General features: G+C 44.9%; 17 protein-coding genes and 2 tRNA genes. 4 read left to right on the top strand and 15 right to left on the bottom strand.

Annotated features, from left to right (window positions below; genetic code table 11):
• Positions 1-110: 110 nt before the first annotated feature.
• From infB to rlmE, 10 genes are all read right to left on the bottom strand, one after another.
• Entirely contained in the window at positions 111-2801 is a 2691-nt protein-coding gene (infB, locus tag AB4507_RS20850; RefSeq protein WP_372183249.1) for a translation initiation factor IF-2, read from the bottom strand.
• 22 nt (positions 2802-2823) lie between these two features.
• Positions 2824-4311, bottom strand: a complete 1488-nt coding sequence (gene nusA, locus AB4507_RS20845; protein ID WP_017059230.1) for a transcription termination factor NusA — start codon at positions 4309-4311, stop codon at positions 2824-2826.
• 35 nt (positions 4312-4346) lie between these two features.
• Positions 4347-4802 (bottom strand): ribosome maturation factor RimP, encoded by a 456-nt coding sequence (rimP, locus tag AB4507_RS20840; RefSeq protein ID WP_004738265.1) that lies wholly within the window; start codon positions 4800-4802, stop codon positions 4347-4349.
• 234 nt (positions 4803-5036) lie between these two features.
• Positions 5037-5113, bottom strand: a tRNA-Met gene (locus AB4507_RS20835).
• Positions 5114-5166: 53 nt separating this feature from the next.
• Positions 5167-5251, bottom strand: a tRNA-Leu gene (locus AB4507_RS20830).
• A 16-nt stretch (positions 5252-5267) separates the two neighbouring features.
• Positions 5268-5600 carry a preprotein translocase subunit SecG gene (gene secG / locus AB4507_RS20825; RefSeq protein WP_017059392.1) on the bottom strand — a complete coding sequence of 111 codons (333 nt, stop codon included), beginning with the start codon at positions 5598-5600 and terminating at the stop codon, positions 5268-5270.
• 294 nt (positions 5601-5894) lie between these two features.
• A complete protein-coding gene (glmM, locus tag AB4507_RS20820; protein ID WP_017059393.1) occupies positions 5895-7235 on the bottom strand; it encodes a phosphoglucosamine mutase in 1341 nt (446 codons plus the stop codon).
• Positions 7236-7256: 21 nt separating this feature from the next.
• A complete protein-coding gene (gene folP / locus AB4507_RS20815; protein ID WP_017063276.1) occupies positions 7257-8087 on the bottom strand; it encodes a dihydropteroate synthase in 831 nt (276 codons plus the stop codon).
• 88 nt (positions 8088-8175) lie between these two features.
• On the bottom strand, positions 8176-10143 hold the full coding sequence (ftsH, locus tag AB4507_RS20810) for an ATP-dependent zinc metalloprotease FtsH (RefSeq protein WP_017068905.1): 1968 nt from the start codon (positions 10141-10143) through the stop codon (positions 8176-8178).
• A 107-nt stretch (positions 10144-10250) separates the two neighbouring features.
• Positions 10251-10880: a 23S rRNA (uridine(2552)-2'-O)-methyltransferase RlmE gene (gene rlmE, locus AB4507_RS20805; RefSeq protein ID WP_017059396.1), complete on the bottom strand. Its 630-nt coding sequence runs from the start codon at positions 10878-10880 to the stop codon at positions 10251-10253.
• 114 nt (positions 10881-10994) lie between these two features.
• Between rlmE and yhbY the strand changes: the two genes are divergently transcribed.
• Entirely contained in the window at positions 10995-11291 is a 297-nt protein-coding gene (yhbY, locus tag AB4507_RS20800; RefSeq protein ID WP_004738252.1) for a ribosome assembly RNA-binding protein YhbY, read from the top strand.
• Positions 11292-11416: 125 nt separating this feature from the next.
• On the opposite strand, the gene greA is transcribed toward yhbY, so the two are convergent.
• Positions 11417-11890: a transcription elongation factor GreA gene (gene greA / locus AB4507_RS20795; protein ID WP_017059397.1), complete on the bottom strand. Its 474-nt coding sequence runs from the start codon at positions 11888-11890 to the stop codon at positions 11417-11419.
• A 511-nt stretch (positions 11891-12401) separates the two neighbouring features.
• Between greA and AB4507_RS20790 the strand changes: the two genes are divergently transcribed.
• Entirely contained in the window at positions 12402-13427 is a 1026-nt protein-coding gene (locus AB4507_RS20790; protein WP_372074589.1) for a porin, read from the top strand.
• A gap of 111 nt (positions 13428-13538) precedes the next feature.
• Positions 13539-14972: a serine-type D-Ala-D-Ala carboxypeptidase gene (gene dacB / locus AB4507_RS20785; RefSeq protein WP_372072884.1), complete on the top strand. Its 1434-nt coding sequence runs from the start codon at positions 13539-13541 to the stop codon at positions 14970-14972.
• A 125-nt stretch (positions 14973-15097) separates the two neighbouring features.
• Here dacB and AB4507_RS20780 read toward each other — a convergent pair whose 3' ends face one another.
• Positions 15098-15943: a magnesium transporter gene (locus AB4507_RS20780; RefSeq protein ID WP_017068902.1), complete on the bottom strand. Its 846-nt coding sequence runs from the start codon at positions 15941-15943 to the stop codon at positions 15098-15100.
• A 399-nt stretch (positions 15944-16342) separates the two neighbouring features.
• Positions 16343-17530, bottom strand: a complete 1188-nt coding sequence (gene tyrS, locus AB4507_RS20775; RefSeq protein WP_017059402.1) for a tyrosine--tRNA ligase — start codon at positions 17528-17530, stop codon at positions 16343-16345.
• A 129-nt stretch (positions 17531-17659) separates the two neighbouring features.
• On the opposite strand from tyrS, the gene AB4507_RS20770 reads away from it, so the two are divergent.
• Positions 17660-18949 carry a peptidoglycan DD-metalloendopeptidase family protein gene (locus AB4507_RS20770; protein WP_065584911.1) on the top strand — a complete coding sequence of 430 codons (1290 nt, stop codon included), beginning with the start codon at positions 17660-17662 and terminating at the stop codon, positions 18947-18949.
• 84 nt (positions 18950-19033) lie between these two features.
• On the opposite strand, the gene AB4507_RS20765 is transcribed toward AB4507_RS20770, so the two are convergent.
• A complete protein-coding gene (locus AB4507_RS20765; RefSeq protein ID WP_017063268.1) occupies positions 19034-22126 on the bottom strand; it encodes an efflux RND transporter permease subunit in 3093 nt (1030 codons plus the stop codon).
• 10 nt (positions 22127-22136) lie between these two features.
• Complete coding sequence (locus AB4507_RS20760; RefSeq protein ID WP_017059405.1) at positions 22137-23261, bottom strand: efflux RND transporter periplasmic adaptor subunit; 1125 nt, start codon at positions 23259-23261, stop codon at positions 22137-22139.
• Positions 23262-23561: the final 300 nt, after the last annotated feature.

Below are 23561 nucleotides of genomic sequence, written 5' to 3'. Positions count from 1 at the left end.
GGGGGCTTGGTAATTACCAGCCCCCCATGGTGTATTCAACAACCGATTACTTATTACCTTTACTAGTAATGTTAGTAACCTTAGTCAATATGTCGAGTCGTACAGACTGATTAGTCTAGAGTACGTTTAACCTCAACGATTTCGAATACTTCGATCTGGTCACCAACGCGAACGTCGTTGTAGTTCTTAACGCCGACACCACACTCGTAACCGTTCTTAACTTCTTGTACGTCATCTTTAAAGCGACGAAGTGACTCTAGTTCACCTTCGTAGATAACAACGTTTTCACGAAGTACGCGGATTGGGTTGCTACGCTTAATCGTACCTTCAGTCACGATACAACCAGCGATTGCACCAAGTTTAGGCGACTTAAATACGTCACGAACTTGTGCAAGACCAATGATCTCTTGACGGAATTCAGGAGCAAGCATACCGCCCATCGCCTGTTTAACTTCGTCAATTAGTTGGTAAATGATTGAGTAGTAACGTAGATCTAGGTTTTCGTTCTGAACCGTGTTACGCGCAGTTGCGTCAGCACGAACGTTGAAACCAAGGATGATAGCGTTAGAAGCTGCAGCAAGCGTTGCATCAGTTTCAGTAATACCACCAACACCAGAACCTACGATGTTCACTTTCACTTCGTCAGTTGACAGTTTCAGTAGAGAGTCAGCAATCGCTTCTACAGAACCTTGAACGTCAGCTTTAAGTACCACGTTAAGCTCAGCAACTTCGCCAGCCGTCATGTTCGCGAACATGTTCTCTAGTTTCGCTTTTTGTTGGCGAGCTAGTTTAACATCACGGAATTTACCTTGACGGTAGTTCGCAACTTCACGTGCTTTACGCTCATCACGTACAACAGTCGCTTCATCGCCTGACGAAGGAACACCAGAAAGACCTAGAATTTCTACAGGAATAGATGGACCTGCAGTTTCGATGTCTTTACCGTTTTCATCACGCATTGCACGAACACGGCCGTACTCTTGACCACAAAGAACGATATCGCCTTTGTTTAGAGTACCAGACTGTACTAGTACTGTTGCAACTGGACCACGACCTTTATCAAGACGAGATTCAACAACAACACCAGACGCCATGCCTTCTTTAACCGCTGTAAGTTCAAGAACTTCAGACTGAAGAAGGATAGCTTCTAGAAGACCATCGATGTTTGTACCCTGTTTAGCAGAGATGTGAACGAAGATGTTCTCACCACCCCATTCTTCAGGGATAACGTCGTATTGAGCTAGCTCATTCTTAACGTTGTCTGGGTTTGCACCCTCTTTATCGATCTTGTTCACAGCAACAATCAGAGGAACGCCTGCCGCTTTCGCGTGCTGGATTGCTTCGATTGTTTGTGGCATTACGCCATCGTCTGCTGCAACTACAAGTACAACGATATCTGTCGCTTGAGCACCACGAGCACGCATAGCTGTAAACGCCGCGTGTCCAGGAGTATCAAGGAAAGTGATCATACCGTTGTCAGTATCTACGTGGTAAGCACCAATGTGCTGCGTGATACCGCCAGCTTCGCCAGAAGCAACGTGTGCTTTACGAATGTAATCAAGTGTTGAAGTTTTACCGTGGTCAACGTGACCCATGATAGTAACAACAGGAGCACGACCTTCAGCGATAGCATCGCTATCACGGTCAGCTAGTACTGCTTCTTCAAGTTCGTTTTCTTTACGTAGGATTACCTTGTGACCCATTTCTTCAGCAACAAGTTGTGCTGTTTCTTGGTCGATCACTTGGTTGATAGTCGCCATAGCGCCCATCTTCATCATTACTTTGATAACTTCAGTTGCTTTAACTGACATTTTGCTAGCCAGTTCAGAAACAACGATAGTTTCGCCGATAGCAACGTCAGATTTAGCAACAGTCGCTGATTTATCGAAGCCTTGCTGCATTGAAGTTGGTTTAGCAAGCTTACCTTTACCGCCACGACCACGCTGGTTACGACCACCACGGTTGTTTGCAGGTTGGTTAGCAGGAGCTGCTTTCTTCTTGCGACGACGAGGTGCTTTCTCATCTTTCTTATCTGCCGCATCTTCAGCTTCACGAGCGTAAGTAGAAGTAGTCACATGGTAATCCGCAGATTTCTCTTGCTCTTTCTTCTTCTTCTCTTCTTCAGACCAACGTTCTTGGTTCTCTTCTGCTAACTTACGAGCTTCTTCAACAAGCTTAGCTGCTTCAGCTTCTGCTTTACGAGTTGCTTCTAGCTCTTGACGAGCCTTAAGTTCATCCGCTTCTTTTTTCGCTTGTGCGTTAGCGTCTGCATTTTTTGAATTCATGTCTTTTTTAGCCTTTTCAGCTTGTGCGCGTTGAGCCTTCTCTTCAGCTTCACGTTTTGCATCCGCTTCACGTGTTACTTTTTCTTCAGCTTCGCGCTGTGCTTTCTCTGCAGCATCACGTTTCGCTTGCTCTTCAGCATCGCGTTGTGCTTTCTCTTCCGCTTCACGATTAGCTACTTCCTCAGCTTCACGTTTCGCTTCATCTTCAATAGTGCTGCGCTTCACGTAAGTACGCTTTTTACGTACCTCTACTTGAACATCCTTACTCTTACCGCCTCCAGCGGCAACACTTAGCGTGCTGCGGGTCTTGCGTTGAAGAGTTAAACGAGTCGGTTCTGTTTCGCCTGAAGTATCGCCGTGCTCCTTTTTAAGGTGCGTTAGCAATGTTTGCTTCTCTGAATCAGTCACTTGATCCGACCCTTCTTTCTTCATGCCTGCATCAGCAAGTTGTTCAATTAAGCGGTCAACTGGCGTACCAATCTCTTCACTCAGTGCTTTAACTGTTAATTGTGTCATACCGCTTTCTCTCCTTGCTGAATTATTCTTCGTCGCCGAACCAACAGATGTTACGCGCAGCCATAATTAGCTCGCCTGCACGCTCTGCAGTTAGGTCTTCGATGCCTTCTAGTTCATCAACGCCTTGGTCAGCTAGGTCTTCCAGTGTCGCAACGCCTTTTGCTGCTAGCTTGTAAGCCATTTCACGCTCAAGACCTTCAAGTGCAAGTAAGTCTTCAGCAGGCTCAACACCGTCGAAAGTTTCTTCTTTCGCTAGCGCTAGAGTAGTCAGTGCGTCTTTTGCGCGGTTACGTAGTTCTTCAACGATACCTTCGTCTAGACCGTCTACTTCAAGAAGCTCGTTCACAGGAACGTATGCTACTTCTTCAAGCGTAGAGAAGCCTTCTTCAACAAGCATTTGAGCAAAGTCTTCTTCAATGTCTAGGTGCTTCATGAAGTTTTCAATAGAAGCAACTGCTTCTTCTTGGTGCTTCTTCTCAAGATCAGCAACAGTCATTACGTTCAGTTCCCAACCAGTAAGTTGAGACGCTAGACGTACGTTTTGACCGCTACGGCCAATCGCTTGTGCTAGGTTATCCGCTTCAACAGCGATATCCATAGAGTGTGCGTCTTCATCAACGATGATTGAAGCAACATCAGCAGGAGCCATTGCGTTGATTACGAATTGAGCCGGGTTATCATCCCAAAGAACGATATCAATACGCTCACCACCAAGATCGTTAGAAACAGCTTGTACACGTGCGCCACGCATACCAACACACGCACCAACTGGGTCAATACGTTTGTCGTTTGTTTTCACAGCGATTTTAGCACGAGAACCGGCATCACGTGCAGCACCTTTAAGTTCAATTAGCTCTTCACCAATCTCAGGCACTTCAACACGGAATAGTTCAGCTAGCATTTCTGGCTTCGAACGAGTAACGAAAAGCTGGAAACCACGAGCTTCTGGTTTAACTGCGTAAAGAAGACCACGAACACGGTCACCTGGACGGAAGTTTTCACGAGGAAGTTGGTCATCACGAAGGATTACCGCTTCAGCGTTGTTACCTAGGTCTAGGATAATAGTGTCACGGTTAACTTTCTTAACTGCGCCAGTTACTAGCTCGCCTTCGTTATCGATGAACTGCTCAACGATTTGAGCGCGTTCAGCTTCACGTACTTTCTGTACGATAACTTGCTTAGCCGTTTGAGTCGTAATACGGTCAAACGTTACTGATTCGATATCATCTTCAATGAAACCGCCAAGTTCGATCTCTGGGTCATCGTACTTTGCAGCTTCAATAGAGATTTCTTTTGTTGGGAATTCAACTTCCTCAACAGCTTCCCAACGACGGAAAGTTTCGAAATCACCCGTTTTACGGTCAATTTCAACACGAACTTCAATTTCTAGTTCGCTTTTCTTTTTTGTTGCCGTTGCAAGCGCGATTTCAAGCGCTTCAAAAATACGCTCACGAGGAACTGCTTTCTCATTTGAAACAGCTTCTACTACCGCCAAAATTTCTTTGTTCATTAATCTAGCCTCTTAAGCTCTTCTCTCTAGGAGAACTAAAATTTAGGGATCAGGTTAGCTTTCGCAATATTGCTCAGGACGAATTCTTCTTCTTGTCCTTCAACCAATACTTTCACTGTCTCGCCTTCGATAGATTGGATATCACCTTTCCATTTACGACGGTTGCCGACAGCCATTTTCAAAACGATGCTTACCTCGTGACCAATAAATTGTTGGTAATGCTCTGCTTTGAACAGTGGTCTCTCTAAACCTGGTGAAGACACTTCAAGGTTATAAGCCACTGAAATTGGATCTTCAACGTCCATTACGGCACTTACTTGGTGACTAACTTCAGCGCAATCATCTACATTGATACCGTTTGGTGAATCGATGTAAATACGTAGCGTTGAGTGCTCACCAGCACGAATAAATTCTAATCCAACTAACTCATAACCTGATGCTGCTACTGGAGCGTCAAGCATTTCAGTAAGTTGTCTTTCTAAACCAGTCATTTAACCACTCCAGAAACAAAAAAAGGGCTCAAAGCCCAATTTAAATTCCAAGCAAACATTATCTAAATACATTTACAAATGCTTAGATAACAAAAAACCCCGTATAAGCCGGGGTTTTTGTTGCTGGACCCTTATATGTTAAGTGCCATCACATTCGATATCGCACTTAACTCACAGTGAGGTTCACACTGTGCAAACTTGCAACCAATACAAGCTATATAATAGCATTGAAATTGGTTGCGGGAGCCGGATTTGAACCGACGACCTTCGGGTTATGAGCCCGACGAGCTACCAAACTGCTCCATCCCGCGTCCGACTTGCGAGCATTATACGCCCAACAAGATGTTTTACAAGTTTGTAAACATGGTGCCGAGAGAGGGACTCGAACCCTCACACCCTAAGGCACTAGCACCTCATGCTAGCGTGTCTACCAATTTCACCATCTCGGCATCAAATCTTTACAGATTATTGTGGAATTTCGTCGCCTTGCGCCGGAACTTCACTCACTGCATCATCAGCTTGTTGAATCACCTGACCTTGGGTCGGGTCAATCCATTGTGACTCAGTTTTATGTGTAGACATATTACCAAGCACTAAGCTAAGGATAAAAAATGTAGTTGCAAAAATTGCAGTCATTCGGGTAAGGAAATTTCCTGAGCCACCAGCACCAAACACAGTGTTTGAAGCGCCAGCACCGAAAGAGGCTCCCATATCTGCGCCTTTACCTTGTTGAATCAACACTAGGCCAATTACACCAAGCGCTGCCAACAGGTAAATCACAAGTAGAACTGTAAACATTTTTCCACCTATGTTCCTAATTGTTGAGCCAGCGCCGTTCAAAAAACTATTTTTAAGAACAAGGCTAGCGACCTCCTAACTGAAGGCCGAGCAATACTAGCGAATGCGACGATGGCTGACAAGGAGAATTTGCTAAAAAATAAGCCTTTACCAAGTGAGTGGTCAAAAAAAGGTCAAAAGCGACACAAAACTCATTTACGTCTCTCTTGACCGTTATATCTTTTGACCGTGAGATAACTCAATCACTTCTAATCACAGGCGCTATTCGTTACGCCGGCTAAGTAAAAGGTTAAATTAGCAGTTTGCTTTTACTGCATCTGCAATCTTAAGCGCTGATGCTTGAACAAGCTCTGCATCTTCGCCTTCAACCATGACACGCAGTAGTGGCTCGGTACCAGACTTGCGTAATAGCACACGACCTTTCTCGCCAAGCTCAGCTTCTACTTCAACAACCGCTGCTTTTACCGCTTCGGCTTCTAGTGGGTTTGAATCTCCGCTGAAACGAACGTTTTCTAGAACTTGAGGGTACAACGTCATGCCCTGAGACAACTCATTCAGTGTCATTTCGCTATCAACAACTGAAGCCAAAACTTGCAGAGCAGCAACGATAGCATCACCCGTCGTCACTTTATCTAGTAGGATAACGTGCCCCGAGTTTTCAGCGCCGATCTTCCAGCCTTTAGCAAGAAGCTGTTCCATTACGTAACGGTCACCAACAGCAGCACGTACAAACGGAATACCTAACTGCTTAAGGCCGTTTTCCATACCCAGGTTGGTCATTAGTGTACCAACAACGCCGCCTTTCAACTCACCGCGACGCAGTGCATCACGAGCAATAATGTAAGCGATTTGGTCGCCATCAACTTTGTTGCCTAGCTCGTCAACCATGATGATACGGTCACCATCACCATCAAAGCCAAGACCTAATGCCGCTTTTTCTTCAAGCACTTTTGCTTGCAGAGCACGTACATCCGTCGCACCGACTTCGTGGTTGATGTTAGTACCGTTTGGCTCAACACCAATCGCAACGACCTCAGCACCCAGTTCTTTAAATACAGCAGGCGCAATGTGGTAAGTCGCACCATGTGCACAATCGATAACGATCTTCATGCCAGCTAATGTCATTTTATGTGGGAACGTACTTTTACAGAACTCGATGTAACGGCCAGCCGCATCGTTCAAACGTACTGCTTTACCTAGCTCTGAAGAATCAACACATTCGATGTCTTTATCCAACTCTGCTTCAATTGCCAACTCGATATCGTCCGGCAGTTTTGTTCCCTCAGAAGAGAAGAACTTGATACCGTTATCGTAGTATGGGTTGTGTGATGCAGAGATAACAATACCGGCTTCAGCGCGGAAGGTTTGAGTTAGGTAAGCCACAGCAGGTGTTGGCATTGGGCCAGTAAACGTAGCCTGAAGACCAGCAGCAGCAAGGCCAGCTTCTAGCGCTGACTCAAGCATGTAACCAGAGATACGAGTATCTTTACCAATGATGACTTTCTTTGTGCCTTGCTTCGCAAGAACACGACCCGCAGCCCAGCCAAGCTTCAGAACAAAATCAGGTGTAATCGGGTACTGGCCTACTTTGCCACGCACACCATCTGTGCCGAAATAACGTCTTTTATCAGACATAGTGATTTTCCTTAATTATATTTAGTGATTGTTGTTCATCACTTCGATTATTTTCATCGCTTCCAGTGTCTCCTCGACATCATGAACGCGAATAATTTGTGCGCCTTTCATCGCGGCAATCGTCGCGCAAGTGACGCTTGCGACCATGCAGTCGGCCGGAACCTTGTCTAGCAATTTAAAGATCATCGATTTTCTCGACATCCCCGCTAAAACAGGTAAGCCTAACGAATGAAACTTTTCAAGATGCGCTAGTAGGTGATAATTGTGTTCGATGGTTTTCCCAAAGCCAAAGCCAGGGTCAAGGATCAGCTGATCTTTTGAAATACCCACCGCCTCACACGCTTCTACCCTTTCTTGCAAGAATGCTTCTACATCCTGAAGAACATCATCATAACTTGGGTTAGCTTGCATGGTTCTCGGCTGACCTTTCATGTGCATCAGACAAATCGGAACATTAGCATCAGCGGCGACTTGTAATGCTCCAGGCTCTTGCAAAGCGCGCACATCATTGATCAAATCAGCGCCCGCTTCAACAGCTTGGCGCATCACTTCCGCTTTACTGGTATCTATCGAGATCCACACATCAAACTTGGCACGAATGGCTTTAATAGCAGGAATGACACGGGCAAGCTCCTCTTCTAACGAAACATCAGGAGCGCCAGGTCGAGTTGACTCACCACCAATATCGATAATGCTAACGCCCGCTTGAACCATGCGTTCAGCTTGCTGTAAGGCATTATCAAGTGAGTTAAATTTCCCACCGTCAGAGAAAGAGTCAGGGGTGACATTGAGGATGCCCATAACATGTGGGCGATCTAACACGAGAGTTTTATTCTTTGCTTTTAATATCATGGAAGGCCGATCTTAAAGGGAAAAACACCATAGGCTATAAACAGAAAAACCCTGAGCGTACTCAGGGTTTTAATTTATAACTTAGTGATTAAGAATCTTTGTTTTGAGCATCATCTGTTTCAGATTTAACTTCTTCAACTTTCGACTCTTCAGCTTTTGGTTCCGCTTTAGCTTCTTCTGCCTTAGCTTCAGGTTTTGCTTCTTCCTTTGTAGGTTCAGCTTTTACCTGATCACCCCAACCAGCTGGATCACGAATCTCTTGCTTACGCTCCATCAAGTCATCAATTTGACCTGCATCGATCGTTTCGAACTTCATTAGAGCGTCTTTCATCGAATGCATGATATCCATGTTATCTTCAAGAATCTTCTTAGCTCTATCGTAGTTACGGTCGATAAGGATACGAATCTCTTCATCGATAAGCTTAGTCGTGTCATCAGAAACGTGCTTAGCTTGGCTCATGCCGCGACCTAGGAAAACTTCACCTTCTTCTTCTGCGTAAAGAAGAGGACCCAATTTCTCAGAGAAGCCCCACTGCGTAACCATCTTACGAGCAATATCAGTTGCACGTTCGATATCGTTAGACGCACCAGTTGACACTTTGTCTTTACCGTAAATAAGTTCTTCAGCAAGACGACCACCGTACAGGCTAGAAATCATAGACTCTAGATGTTGGCGAGACATGCTCACACGATCTTGCTCTGGCAAGTACATGGTTACACCAAGCGCACGACCACGTGGAATGATTGACACCTTGTACACTGGATCGTGTTCAGGTACCAAACGACCAACAATTGCGTGACCCGCTTCGTGGTAAGCCGTTGACTCTTTCACTTCTTCAGACATAACCATTGAACGGCGCTCTGCACCCATCATAATTTTGTCTTTCGCAAGTTCAAACTCAACCATAGATACATTGCGCTTGTTACCACGAGCAGCAAATAGCGCCGCTTCGTTCACAAGGTTCGCAAGATCTGCACCAGAGAAGCCTGGAGTACCACGAGCGATCAGCGACGGTTCAACATCACCTGATAGTGGCACTTTACGCATGTGTACTTTAAGAATCTGTTCACGACCACGTACATCCGGTAGACCAACCACAACTTGACGGTCAAAACGACCAGGACGAAGTAATGCAGGGTCTAGTACGTCTGGACGGTTAGTCGCAGCGATAACGATAATACCTTCGTTACCTTCGAAACCATCCATCTCAACCAACATTTGGTTCAGTGTTTGTTCACGTTCATCGTGACCACCACCAACACCAGCGCCACGTTGACGACCTACAGCATCAATTTCATCGATAAAGATGATACAAGGTGCCGCTTTCTTCGCTTGTTCGAACATGTCACGCACACGAGATGCACCAACACCAACAAACATTTCAACGAAGTCAGAACCAGAGATAGTAAAGAACGGTACTTTCGCTTCACCGGCAATCGCTTTTGCAAGCAATGTTTTACCCGTACCAGGAGGACCAACCAACAGGATACCTGTCGGGATCTTACCACCTAGCTTTTGGAAGCGGCTTGGGTCACGAAGGTAGTCCACAAGCTCTTTCACGTCTTCTTTTGCTTCGTCACAACCAGCAACATCAGCAAACATGGTTTTGATTTGTTCTTCGCTCATCATTCGAGCTTTACTCTTACCGAAAGACATCGCGCCTTTACCGCCGCCGCCGCCTTGCATTTGACGCATGAAGAAAATCCATACACCAATCAGTAAGATCATTGGGAACCATGAGATGAAGATAGTGCCAAGCAGGCTCTGCTCTTCAGGTGGTGTACCCTGAACTTTTACGTTTTGATTAATTAAGTCATCAAGTAGCTTTTGATCATAAACAGGCATGTAAGTTACATACTTAGAACCACCACCACGACGTGTGAAAGTGATTTCGCTGTTATTGAACTGTGCGTCTTGAATCTGGCCTTGGCCAACTTCCTGTACAAACGTGGTGTAATCTACTGCTCTGCCGTTACTTTCCCCAGGGCCGAAGCTCTGGAATACCGACATCAACACTACCGCGATAACAAGCCACAGAATTAAATTTTTTGCCATGTCACTCAAGGTGTAAGCCTCTCGATAACTAATTGTAATTAAAGGTAGGGTACTACAGTTTGTAACCTGTAGCCATGTTGTTAACTCTCACTCTTGGAAGAGAATCGTTAACCTTTGTAACCAGTGGCTACGATAAACACTTCACGAGATCGAGCTCGAGAAGAGTCGGGTTTTCTAACTTTTACTGTTTTAAACATCTCGCGGACGTCCTTAACGTATTGGTCAAACCCTTCGCCTTGGAATACTTTTACAACAAAACTACCATTGGTAGCTAGAACTTGTCGACACATATCCAAAGCTAATTCAACTAAATACATAGCTCTTGGCTGATCCACAGAATTGTTGCCTGCTATATTAGGTGCCATATCTGACATCACGACATCAACCATGTTTGGTTGTATACGTTCCAACAAGGCATCTAGCACAGCTTCTTCGCGGAAATCGCCTTGTAAAAAGCTAACACCAGCAATCGGATCCATTGGTAACAAGTCACACGCAATGATTTGTCCGTTGTCTCCAACAATCTTAGCAGCATATTGAGACCAACCGCCAGGTGCTGCACCCAAATCCACAATGGTCATCCCAGGAGACAGCAATTTATCTTTCGTTTGAATCTCTTCCATTTTGAAATAAGCACGTGAACGATAGCCTTTCTTTCTTGCTTCATTTGCGTACTTGTCGTCGAAGTGTTCCTTCAACCAACGGCCTGAACTGGCCGAGTGTTTCTGTTTGCTCATTGGATACCTAAATTGGAGGAAAGTACTAATTGCTGAATAAATTATAGTCTTCAGCTTTAGATGGCGTTAAAATAGGTTTTTTCAACCCTAATAGTAAAGAAAATTGGCCGCGTAATGAACCTAAGTACCAAACAAAAGCAGCATCTAAAGGGCCTAGCTCACAGTTTAAAACCTGTTGTGCTAATGGGCGCAAATGGACTTACTGAAGCTGTTCTAGCGGAAATCGAATTAGCTCTAGACCACCACGAACTGATCAAGATTAAAGTTGCATCAGAAGACCGTGAGACTAAGCAACTGATTATCGATGCAATTGTACGTGAAACTAAAGCTGAGAAAGTACAGACTATCGGTAAAGTTCTAGTACTGTTCCGCCAGTCAGAAGCACGTAAAATCGAGATTCCACGTAAATAAGCGAGTTTGATATAAGCTAACTTCACTAATAGGAAGCCACAGCGCTTATCTTTTAGTGTAGCGTGAGAAACGAAAAAGGTCGCATTTAGCGACCTTTTTACTTATCAGAAACAAAGAAAATTCAATTAGATATATTCTACTTTGTCGATTTCGAAGTCTTTGTCACCACCAGGGGTAGAGATCATGACTTCGTCGCCTTCCATTTTACCGATAAGACCGCGAGCAATTGGCGATTTCACAGAAATGCGACCCGTTTTGATGTCTGCTTCGTCTTCTGAAACGATTTGGTAGCGGAACTCATCATCGGTATCCACATCAATCAGTGTCACTGTCGTACCAAAGATAATCTTGCCCGTATTATCCATTTGCGTTACATCGATGATCTGAGCCAGTGATAGCTTATATTCAATATCACGGATCTGAGCTTCACAAATACCCTGCTCTTCACGAGCGGCGTGGTATTCAGCATTCTCTTTCAGGTCACCTAGTTCACGTGCTTCACCAATAGCTGCTGAGATAACAGGGCGTAGCTTAAGTAGGCGATCTAATTCGTCACGTAGCTGCTGAGCGCCACGTACTGTCATTGGAACCTTTTCCATTTTTTACCTCTATGCCAAAGCTTTCTTTGGCCAACATAAATACACCCAACGTATTTATTGGGTGATAGAAACAAAACGATTTGGCTTAGTGTAAACAAACTTTATGGCTAAATCACCTTTATTCCACTTTGCGTTATAAAAGCTTTATCTAGGTCTAAATTACAGACATCACAAAAATGAATAATAACCTCCCCATCAATAAGTGGAGAGCTAAATACCTAAAAAAACAAAAAACAAACAAAATAAACACAGATCACACTTTTATAAAATACACTCAAAAACAACCACTTAAACAAAAAAGATATAATAAAACAGTGTTCATTTTTTAGTTTTATATCATTTTACTAACTGACCATGGAACTTTAGAGGTAAAAAGTAACCCATGGATTGCACTGGCATTTTCAGACTTCTGTTCTAATCATGATTATGAAGCCTGATTAATACAGGCAATACACAAAAGGGTTCAAATCCTTAATAAAACTTCTATGGACAGTAATTAGGAAATAATAACATGAACAAGACTATGATCGCGCTTGCTGTATCTGCTGCAGCTCTTGCTACTAACGCAGTGGCAGCCGACGGTAAACAAGCTGGTGATATTGCCGGTACTTCTGTATACAGCTCAAACGGCACTTCTCTAGAAATCGGTGGTCGTGCTGAAGCTCGTCTATCTCTAAAAGATGGCAAAGCACAAGACAACACTCGTGTACGTCTTAACTTCCTAGGTAAAGTTGAAATCCAAGACGGCCTATACGGCGTTGGTTTCTACGAAGCAGAATACAACGCAAACGACTACGAAGGCGATGCTGATTCTATCGATCACCGTTACACATACGCTGGTATCGGCGGTACATTCGGTGAAGTAACTTACGGTAAAAACGACGGTGCGCTAGGCGTTATCACAGACTTTACCGATATCATGTCTTACCACGGTAACTCAGCGGCATACAAAATTGCAGCGGCTGACCGTACAGACAACATGCTTTCTTACAAAGGTGAATTCCAAGACCTAGCAGTTAAAGCAAGCTACCGTTTCGCTGACCGTTCTGAAACTGCAGCAGGCGACTTCACTGACAACAACGAAGATGGCTACTCTCTATCTGGTATCTACTCAATCGGCGACTCTGGCTTTAAGCTAGGTGCTGGTTACGCTGATCAAGACGAGCAAAACGAATACATGCTAGCGGCTTCTTACCGCACTGAAGCTCTATACTTTGCTGGTACGTTCACAGACGGTGAGCTAGCGAAAGATAACGGTGATTACACTGGTTACGAATTCGCAGCAGCATACACACTAGAAAAAACTGCATTCACACTAACGTACAACAACGCAGAAACTGACGGTGAAACTTCAGCTGACAACGTTGCAATCGATGCGACTTACTACTTCAAGCCGAACTTCCGTACGTACATCTCGTACAACTTCAACCTAATCAGTGAAAATGACACAATTGGTACTGTAGGTTTGGGTAACGGTACTGCATCTAAAGCAGACGCTGAAGACGAGCTAGCTCTAGGTCTACGTTACGACTTCTAATTCTGATTATCTAATTGATTAATTAGTTAATTGAGAATCAAAACGCCCGCTATCTAGCGGGCGTTTTTTATATCTGTATACTGAAAACATCAGCCATCCAAGAAATCTTCTATGCGCCTTCTATCCACACTACTGGTATGTAGTTTTTCCATTAGCGCTTTCTCAGTTAACGCTTTCGCTTACCCCCCTCTAGATAAACTGCCTGATGGCAGTAGCACCAGTGTAATTTTGGAATCCCTGAAAGGCGATTCAAACAAACTGAATTCCAATAGTGATGGCTTCTACCCACCCGCCAGTACTTTGAAGCTGGTGACAGCTTTGGCGGCTAAGTTGGAGTTAGGGGATGACTTTCACTACACGACCAGCATTGTTCGTTCTGGTAATGACTCTATCATTTCATTTAGTGGCGACCCAACGCTGCAACGAGAACAGCTTAAAAGCCTTTTGGCTCAATACGCTAAGTCTCAATCAAGAACCATCAAAGGCAACTTATACCTCGATAACTCGACTTTTACGGGCTATCAGCGAGCGGTGGGGTGGCCTTGGGACATTCTAGGCGTTTGTTACAGTGCGCCTTCGAGTGCAATGACCTTAGACAGCAACTGTGCACAAGCCTCTATTTATACAAAAGATAATGGCAGCACTCGGGTTTATATTCCCGCTCACTATCCGATAGACGTGACGACCACCGCTGCCACGGTAACTCGCTCTGGGCAGAAGGCAACACAATGCGACTTGGAGCTCATCACCACACCAGATAACGCTTACAAGCTCTCTGGTTGCTTGGTTGAGCGTAAAAAGCCACTGCCACTCAAGTTCGCGATTCAAAATCCAGAACTTTACACATATCAAGTCGTTACATCGCTTCTCAAAGAACTGAAAATAGAAGTAAAAGGTGATGTGATTATTGGTAAAAAAGCGCAAGCAGACAAAACCACGTTAGTCGCTAGTCACAACTCAGAAAAGCTTCCTGAACTGCTCGATATCATGCTCAAGAAGTCAGATAACCTTATCGCAGATAATCTAACTAAAACGCTAGGAGCAACATTTTATGTTCAACCGGGCAGCTTCAATAACGGCACTGAAGCAATAAAACAGATACTGCTGACCAAGGCTAATATTGACCTCAGTAAAGCGCAGCTCGTCGATGGTTCAGGGTTATCCAGAAATAACCGAATGAGGTCACAGACCATGGCTCAAGTGCTTCGTTATATCTGGGAAAACGATCAACAGCTCAGCCTGATTGAGGCTATGCCTACATCTGGCACTGATGGAACGCTCAAATACCGTCAGAGCATGAGAAAAGCACCGATTCAAGGCAACATTATCGCCAAGAGTGGTTCTCTATACGGCAGTTACAACATGGCGGGATACGGATTAGATAAAGCGGGAAAACCAAACTCTCTGTTTGTACAATTTGTCCGTGATTACTTCCCTGAAGAACAAGATCCAGACAGACCGGTAGAGGCTCCAATCACCCAGTTTGAGCGTGCTTTCTACAAAGATGTAGTTGAGTTCAGTCAAACACAAAGCAAATCGAAGTAATGTTTGGCTCTGTGTAAACTTCTACTCAAACAATAAAAATGGCGCTGAAGACCTTCAATCTGCAGCGCCATTTTTGTTTCTCAGATGTATTTAGCTATTTTTATAGGTGCCTATTTTTATAGGAGCTAAGCGATACCGAGGAATGAGTTAACCACAGTGAAGTAGATCCACATTCCTGAGATATCAACTATGGAAGCAAGCACTGGGCTCACTAACACCGCTGGATCAAGCTTAAATAGCCTAGCAACTATCGGCAATCCGCCACCCAGCACGGTTGATATGGTCACCTGAATAAACAGCGCTACCGCAATCGCTAACGCAATCATGTTGATGTCATAGCCACCTGTCGATTGGTTTTCGCTAAATAGCAGAATACGTCCAATCATCACTACAGCAATCGCTAGAGCTAGACAAATAGCAACTCTAAACTCTTTCCACAGAACATTAGCCCATTGGCGTTTTTTTAACTCACCTGTGGCTAAGGCTCTGATAACCAAAGTCGCGGCTTGTGTTCCGGTATTACCACCAGCAGCAGCAATTACCGGCATGTAGATAGCCAAAAGAACCAACTGACTGAGAATGTCTTCATACTGAGCAATTATAAGCCCTGAGACAATTCCCAATAGTGCTAGCGCAATAATCCAACCGATACGCTGCCTTACGTGGCTCATGACGCCAGTAGAAAGGTAGCCCTGTTGAGGCTCCACCTCTGAGTAAATCAGCCCTAGTTGGTGAGCTAGATGTCGAGAGCGCTTCTCAAAGCCCTGCTCTTCTAACTCACTAAGTAAAGTCTGAATCGTACTCAAAGAGCATTGTCCCAGCACTAACACCGCATCTTCGAGTGGCATTCGGTTCAAAAGATTAATTTGTTGTTCACGTCCGTACTGTTGAAATGCATTCGATACAGCTTGGATGTCTTGCTCTGAGTACAGAGCTTCAATAGATAAAAAAGTGTTGTTCATTACCGTCATGGCGAATCTCCCGATTGGCAAAGGTAACGACCATCAAAACAAATAGCATAAGTTTATAGATTTATAGATTTATAGATTTATGCGCACCAAGAGCTGAAAGCTACTGGTGTGTCTACTTGTTAGAATCTAGTGTGTGGAAAAGAATGAGGGGGAAAAACAAAGATACCCTACCCGAACGGCAGGACAATAGATCAATACCGAGACGGGTTATTCTTCTCCATTCAAACTAGGAGGATGGTCGGTATTGTTCATAAAAATCTCCAGAATTACTGTCAATATGACAGCGCGCATAGTGTAGCAATAGCCGTTCAAAAACTTCGTCAAATTCCTGTCAATAAATAGGGGTCAATAAAAAAGGCATCCGTAGATGCCTTTTCGTTAAATCATTGAGATTTAATATTACTTGATAGTAATACGAGCAAATTTACGCTTACCTACTTGGTAAACTGCAGTACCTGCTTCAGGTACGAATTTGCTGTCTTCAATCTTCTCGCCTTCAAGCTTAGCCGCGCCTTGCTTGATCATACGCATCGCATCAGAAGTCGAGTTTACAAGACCCGCTTCTTTTAGAACGTTCGCAATTGGCAGGCCTGCTTCGAATTCAAACTCCGGCATTTCATCAGGAACTTGGTTCTTAGCAAAACGGTTAACGAACTCTTGCTCAGCGGCTTCAGCATCTGCTTCACTGTGGAAACGAGCGATGATCTCTTTAGCAAGAAGCACTTTAACGTCACGCGGGTTCTTACCTGCATCAACGCCAGCTTTCAGTTCCGCAACTTCTTCAAGAGGACGGAAAGACAGCAGCTCGTAGTAGCTCCACATTAGATCGTCAGAGATAGACATGATCTTACCAAACATCTCGCTTGGTGCTTCGCTAATACCGATGTAGTTATGCGCAGACTTAGACATCTTCTTAACACCGTCTAGACCAACAAGTAGTGGCATCATTAGTACCGCTTGTGGTTTTTGACCTGCTGCTTTTTGCAGTTCACGACCCATTAGAAGGTTAAACTTCTGGTCAGTACCGCCAAGCTCAACGTCGCTCTCTAGTGCAACAGAGTCGTGACCTTGTAGAAGTGGGTACATGAATTCGTGGATTGCGATCGGTTGACCACCAGCGTAACGCTTTTTGAAGTCATCACGCTCAAGCATACGAGCAACAGTTTGGTTAGAAGCAAGACGAATCATGCCTTCAGCGCCAAGCTCAGATAGCCATTCAGAGTTGAAACGAATTTGCGTCTTCGCAGGATCTAGAATCTTGAATACTTGCTCTTTGTAAGTTTCAGCATTCTTCAATACGTCTTCGCGGCTTAGCGGTGGACGTGTTGAGTTTTTACCTGATGGGTCACCAACCATTGCAGTGAAATCACCGATAAGGAATGTCACTTCATGACCAAGCTCTTGGAAAGCACGAAGCTTGTTAAAGATAACCGTATGGCCTAGGTGGATATCTGGAGCTGTTGGATCGGCACCCAGCTTAATGCGTAAAGGACGACCTTCTTTTAGTTTTGCAATCAGTTCGTCTTCTGGAATCAGTTCTTCTACGCCACGTTTGATCTCGGCTAGTGCAGCTTCAATACTCGCCATTCTTGTTCACTCCCACAGATTTGGCAAAAATACATTAATTAGACATCTTACTTGAATAGCGATGTATTTTGAAACCAGTTACACTATTCCGTCGTCGATTTTCATAATATTTACAGAACGAACCGGAACATGTTGTCTATTTTTGCACGCCTTCCTATTTTGCACCGGGCTTTTATCGCATTTTTTAGTGCCATAATTTTCGTCGCGATTTTCTTACTCCCCGACGTCAACAGTTTGCGTGACGATTCGGGCGCTTTAGTTGTGGGAAAACATTACCCACTGACTATCAATGCCTCTGCACTTATTAGCTCAAGTGACGCTCCACCGACGGCAGTGCTCAATTGGGAGAAATACACCGTTCGCTCTGGCGAAAGCACCTCTGTTTTATTTGAACGTATTGGCCTCTCATACCGTCTGCTGATCACGCTACTCAATACCAATAATGATATTAAGAAGCAGCTGTCTAACCTAAGACCTGGTGATGTCTTGCAGTTCGGCTTTGATGAAAACAACGACCTTATTCAGTTAAAACGACAACTTAGTGCGTTTGAAAGCTTCAAGATCACTAAATCTGGCGATTCTTTCTCATCAAGTTTCGACAAAAAAGAAGTGGTATACCAATACAATTATGCCGAAGCCAACATCACCTCTAACTTCTGGAACGCTGGCGTCAGCGCAGGTTTAACCGCAAACCAAATTATGGAACTGGCCGGCATCTTCGGTTGGGATATCGACTTTGCGTTAGATATTCGTAAGAACGACAGCTTCAAAATCTTATACCAAGAGAAAGTGGTTGAAGGTGAAGTAGTTGGTCGCGGTAAGATCATGGCAGCCGTATTCAAAAACCAAGGCGATTCATTTACCGCGGTATTGGATGATAAAAGCGGCAACTACTTCGATGAAAATGGTCGTGCGATGAAGAAGGCGTTCTTGCGCTCACCAATTGATTTTCGTCGCGTAACATCGAACTTTAACCCTACCAGGAGACACCCAGTAACCGGTAAGATTCGAGCTCACCGCGGTACTGACTACGCAGCCCCTGTTGGCACGCCTATCTGGGCAGCCGGTGACGGTATTGTTCAGAAGTCAGGTTACAACCAATTCAATGGTAACTACGTGTTCATCCGCCACAGCAACACCTACATCACCAAGTACCTGCACATGAAGCGACGTATGGTGAAAACCGGTCAGCGCGTAAAACAAGGCCAAACCATTGGTACTTTGGGCGGTACAGGCCGTGTGACTGGCCCGCACTTACATTATGAATTCTTGGTTAATGGCGTACATAAAAATGCGCGTACCGTGAAATTGCCTCAATCCAAGTCGTTAACTGGTAAAGCAAAAGCAACCTTTATTGCCAACTCAGAGATTCGATTAAGAAACCTTGAGCGATACGGTCAGTTACTAGCGACTAACTAGGCGTTTGTAGCTTCACTGCAAAATAGAAAAATGCAAAGAGCGCCCATCAAGGCGCTCTTTTTTATGCTCACATACCACAACTAGCTACTGTTTTTCAGGTTTGTTGTTCCGTCCAAGCATTAACAAACAAGGGGTTAATACTAAAGTCAGCACCGTGGCAAACGCCAAACCACCAGCAATAGCGGTCGCAAGCTGTGACCACCATTGTGTACTTGGCGCGCCAAACTCTATCTTTTGATTAATCAGGTCGATGTTCATCTCTAACACCATCGGCATTAAACCTAAGATAGTCGTAACCGTCGTGAGCATTACTGGCCTTAAACGCTGAACACCGGTTCTTAGAATCGCATCTCGCTTGTCCAAGCCTCTTTTGATGAGCTGATTATAAGTATCAATCAACACGATGTTGTTGTTCACGACTATGCCGGCGAGCGCTATTACCCCAATTCCCGACATCACAATGCCAAACGGACGTTGGAAGATCAGTAAGCCAACGAACACGCCAACGGTCGAAAACAATACAGCACTCAGAATCAAAAACGCTTGATAGAAGCTATTGAACTGAGTAATCAGAATCAAAGCCATTACCGCCAAAGCAACCAAGAAAGCACTTTGTAAAAAGGCTGACGAGTTTTCTTGTTCTTCGTTTTGACCACGGATGCGAAATTCCACGCTACTCGGCAGCCCTAGCTCACTCAATGCTTGTTCGATCTTTGGTAGTTCGAGAGCAAGGTTATACCCTTCTTCCATATCCGCCATGATGTTCACCACACGCTTGCCATCAAGGCGTTTAATGGTGTCTTGCTTATGGTCGGGAACGATCTGAGCGAAATTAGTAATAGGTACTAAACCTGCTGGCGTTTTCACCCTAAGCTGGTCGAAGCGCCCGATATCACGCTTATCATTAGGGTAGCGCACCAAGATATCGACCTCTTCTGAAGAGTCATCGGGCAGATAATCACCAATCTTGAGACCATTAGTCACGAATTGAACGGTATTACCCACTAAGGTCGCATCAGCTGCAAAGCGCGCAGCATCGTCGCGGCGAATATCCACCTTCCAATCGATGCCATCTTTACTCGCAGTATCGCTGATATTGGTCAGTGCTTTATTTCCATCAGCCCAACCTCTCACAATTTTTGCAGCCTGATTGAGCTGCTCTGGAGTTCTTGCCGACAGCTCAATCACTAAGTCATTTTCAACCGGAGGCCCAGCATCAGGGAACTTATATTCAATCTCAACACCAGCGTATTGATCGGTTTGTACCTTCAACTCATCAATAATCGCCTTAACGCTGCGTCGATATTGCCAGTCAACAGGCGTAATTGAGATCAAACCAATCTGGTCGTCACCACCAGTACGCGTGTAAACGGTATCGAACTCATCATGATTGAGCATCATCAGTTCAATATCACGCATGATGTCATCCTTTTCTTGGATAGACAGATCCCCATGCGAGCGAACTTTGACATTAAAGAATGGCGGATCAACTTCTGGGAAGAACTCTGCACCTAGACCCGCTTTTGAATAAGTAAAACCAACTGCAACCGCGAGCAGTGCCGCACTGAACAAAATCTTAAAGGGGTGTTTAATCGCTAAAGAAAGCGTGTGGTAGTAAGCCTTGGTTAAACCAGTAGCCTGTGAAAAGTCACCATTATGCAGTGCGACCATTCGAGCTTGGCTTTTAGACGATACGTATTGAGGTTTGCCAATCAAACCGCCCAGCACGGGCACAAACAACAACGCCATGATCAATGATGCAGTTAAAGTCGCGATCAGAGTTAGTGGTAAGAACTTCATAAATTCGCCCGTCACATCAGGCCAAAACAGTAACGGAGCAAATGCGGCTAAGGTTGTGGCAGTCGATGCGGTTATCGGCCACGCCATCCGTTTCGCTGCATCTCGGTAAGCGGCTTTGCGCCCTTCACCCTCTTGCATTCGCCTGTCTGCAAATTCGGTCACCACAATCGCACCGTCTACTAGCATCCCCACCGCCATAATCAGAGAGAACAGCACTACGATGTTGACGGTTAAGCCAAACACCGAAAGAACCAATAACCCGGTTAGGAATGAGCCTGGAATGGAAATACCCACTAACAAAGCGGTACGCACACCAAGAATCGCGATGATAACGATCACCACCAGAATAATGGCGGATAAGATATTGTTTTGCAGATCATTAAGCATGATCTTCACATCTTTAGATTCATCCCAGGTGTATTTGACCAACAGGTTATTTGGCCATTCCGCTTGCTGCTGAGCACCAGCCATTACCGCTTTGACTAGCTCAACGGTTTCGATGATGTTCTCACCTGCACGCTTCTTGATATCCAACACCACCGCAGATTTGCCATCTAAACGAGCAAAACTTTCAGGATCTCGAAACGCTCGACGAACCGTAGCGACATCGCCAAAAGTGACCACCTGCTTGCCATCCACTTTAATAGGCAACTCAAGCACGTCTTTTAAGGAGTTAAATACCGAAGGGACTTTGACAGAAAAACGTCCGTAGCCAGTATCAACAAAACCTGCGGCCACCACTCGATTGTTCAGAGCGATCAGATTATAGATATCCGCTTGATCTAAGCTGTAGCTCTCCATCAATAACGGATCGACAATGATCTCGACGATGTCAGCGCGATCGCCCGCAATATCGACTTCAAGGATTTGGCGATAGCTTTCTAATTTGTCTCCAAGCTCTCGGGCAATTTGCACTATGGTGCGCTCAGGAACGGTACCGAATAGCACAACAGACAAAACAGGTTGCTCAGAAGCCAGCGTCACCTCATTTACGGTCGGTTCGTCACTGTCTTCTGGTAGTTTTGGTTTAGCCAGATCAACCGCGTCACGCACATCGGCCATTGCTTTGGTGAGATCGACGCCAACATTAAACTCCAACACAACAGAGGCATGCCCTTCTGCTGCGGTTGCTGTCATCTCTTTTACGCCTTCAATCGACCTCAGCTCTTGCTCAATAGGTCGAACCAATAAACGTTCTGCATCCGTTGGCGAGATCCCTTGGTGCCCGACCGAAACATAGATAATTGGGATGGTAATGTCTGGGCTCGATTCCTTAGGTATCGTGATATAGGTGACGACACCGGCTACAAGGATTAACGCTAAAAGGGAGAGCATTGTTCGAGCACGAGACAAGGCTGCATCAATAATTGAATACATCGGTTATCTCCTACTCTGCGGTTACGTTAGAGAGTTCAGCGACTTGCTCAACAGCAATCACCGAATCACCATCACGCACAAACCCTTGGCCTACTGTGATGATATCGACGCGTTGACCTAGCCCCGTGAGCCACACTCCATCTTGTTCGGCCTTTACTAGCTGAATGCCTACAAACTTCACCGTTGGTGAGTCATCGACTGAAACCAAGGTTTTGACCCCTAGGTTACCCGCCTCATCCAATGCTAGCATCGCCGGTGTTATCTTTATTGCATCTCTTGTTTCTAGGTTGAGTTTAACTTCGGCACTGACACCTGCTGGTAATAGGCCTTTAGAGTTATCGATTTCTATCTCGATTGGGAAGGTATTAGTAGCAACAGAAGAGATACGAGAAACATAGCGTAAACGGCCTTCCGCTTCTTCTCGCCCTAACAAACGAACCAAAGCAGATTGATTGACTAGCAAATGTTGGATATGACGCTCACTGACATCCGCCTCAATAACCAAAGGATCGAGGTCAATCACGCCAGCAACAGGATCGCCAACACTAACGAAATCACCGAGCTCCACCATCAAATCTTGAACCACACCCGAAAAAGGCGAAGTAATCACAGTATTCTTTAAAGCCAACTCCGCATTGCGCATCATGGCTTTTGCTTCTGTTAATGAAGCCTCAGCTGTGGTGTAGGCGATTTCACCTTGCAGTCCTCTTTTCTTCAGTGACTGCGCCGCTTTGAACTCTTTCTGCTTCAAGCGATATAACGCAGATGCTCGCTCTAGTTGAATCTCTAAATCACCCTTATCTATCTGGGCAATGGCTTGTCCTGCTTTAACCATCCCCCCCTTAACAACATTCAATCTGACAATCTTACCCGCGACTTCTGCACCTAGACGAGCATGCCTATCGGGCGCCGTTCTTCCATAGAGATCAATCGTTTTAAAGGTCGGTGATGAGGTGAAGGTTTGAAAGGAAACCTTAGCCAGCGGAATTTCTGTTGCCTTTTTTTCAGGTGACTCTTCTGCTTGCCCTACGCCTAAACCAAGCCAGATCGACAACAACACGACTAGAGTCAGAGAAACCAGCCACGGCTGCTTCAATTTCTGAAAAAGTGGTGAGTTAGAAAATAGAGTGGGCATAACAAATCCTTTTGTCCGATGTCATTCAGGCGCGCTAGTTGGCTTAATAGCGTGATGTGCAACTTCCTTATGCACAAAGGTAACCTTAACAGACCAATCCTCAACGAAGTTGGACGCTATCGACAGTTTAAAAAATATGCCGTGTACTAAAAATGACAAAATAGAAGGTTGGAATGATTTTAAAAGCAATAACTTAATATGTCTTAGCAATTTTGAGGCTGCGTGACAAACAAGAGCCTTGCTAAGAAAGGAGCTTTGTTATGAAGAGAAATTTGGGGATATAAATCGAGTAGGAGGAGG

Source organism: Vibrio sp. 10N.222.54.A3 (genome assembly GCF_041474095.1).
GTDB lineage: Bacteria > Pseudomonadota > Gammaproteobacteria > Enterobacterales > Vibrionaceae > Vibrio > Vibrio crassostreae_C.
This window is presented reverse-complemented; position numbering and strand designations above follow the sequence as displayed.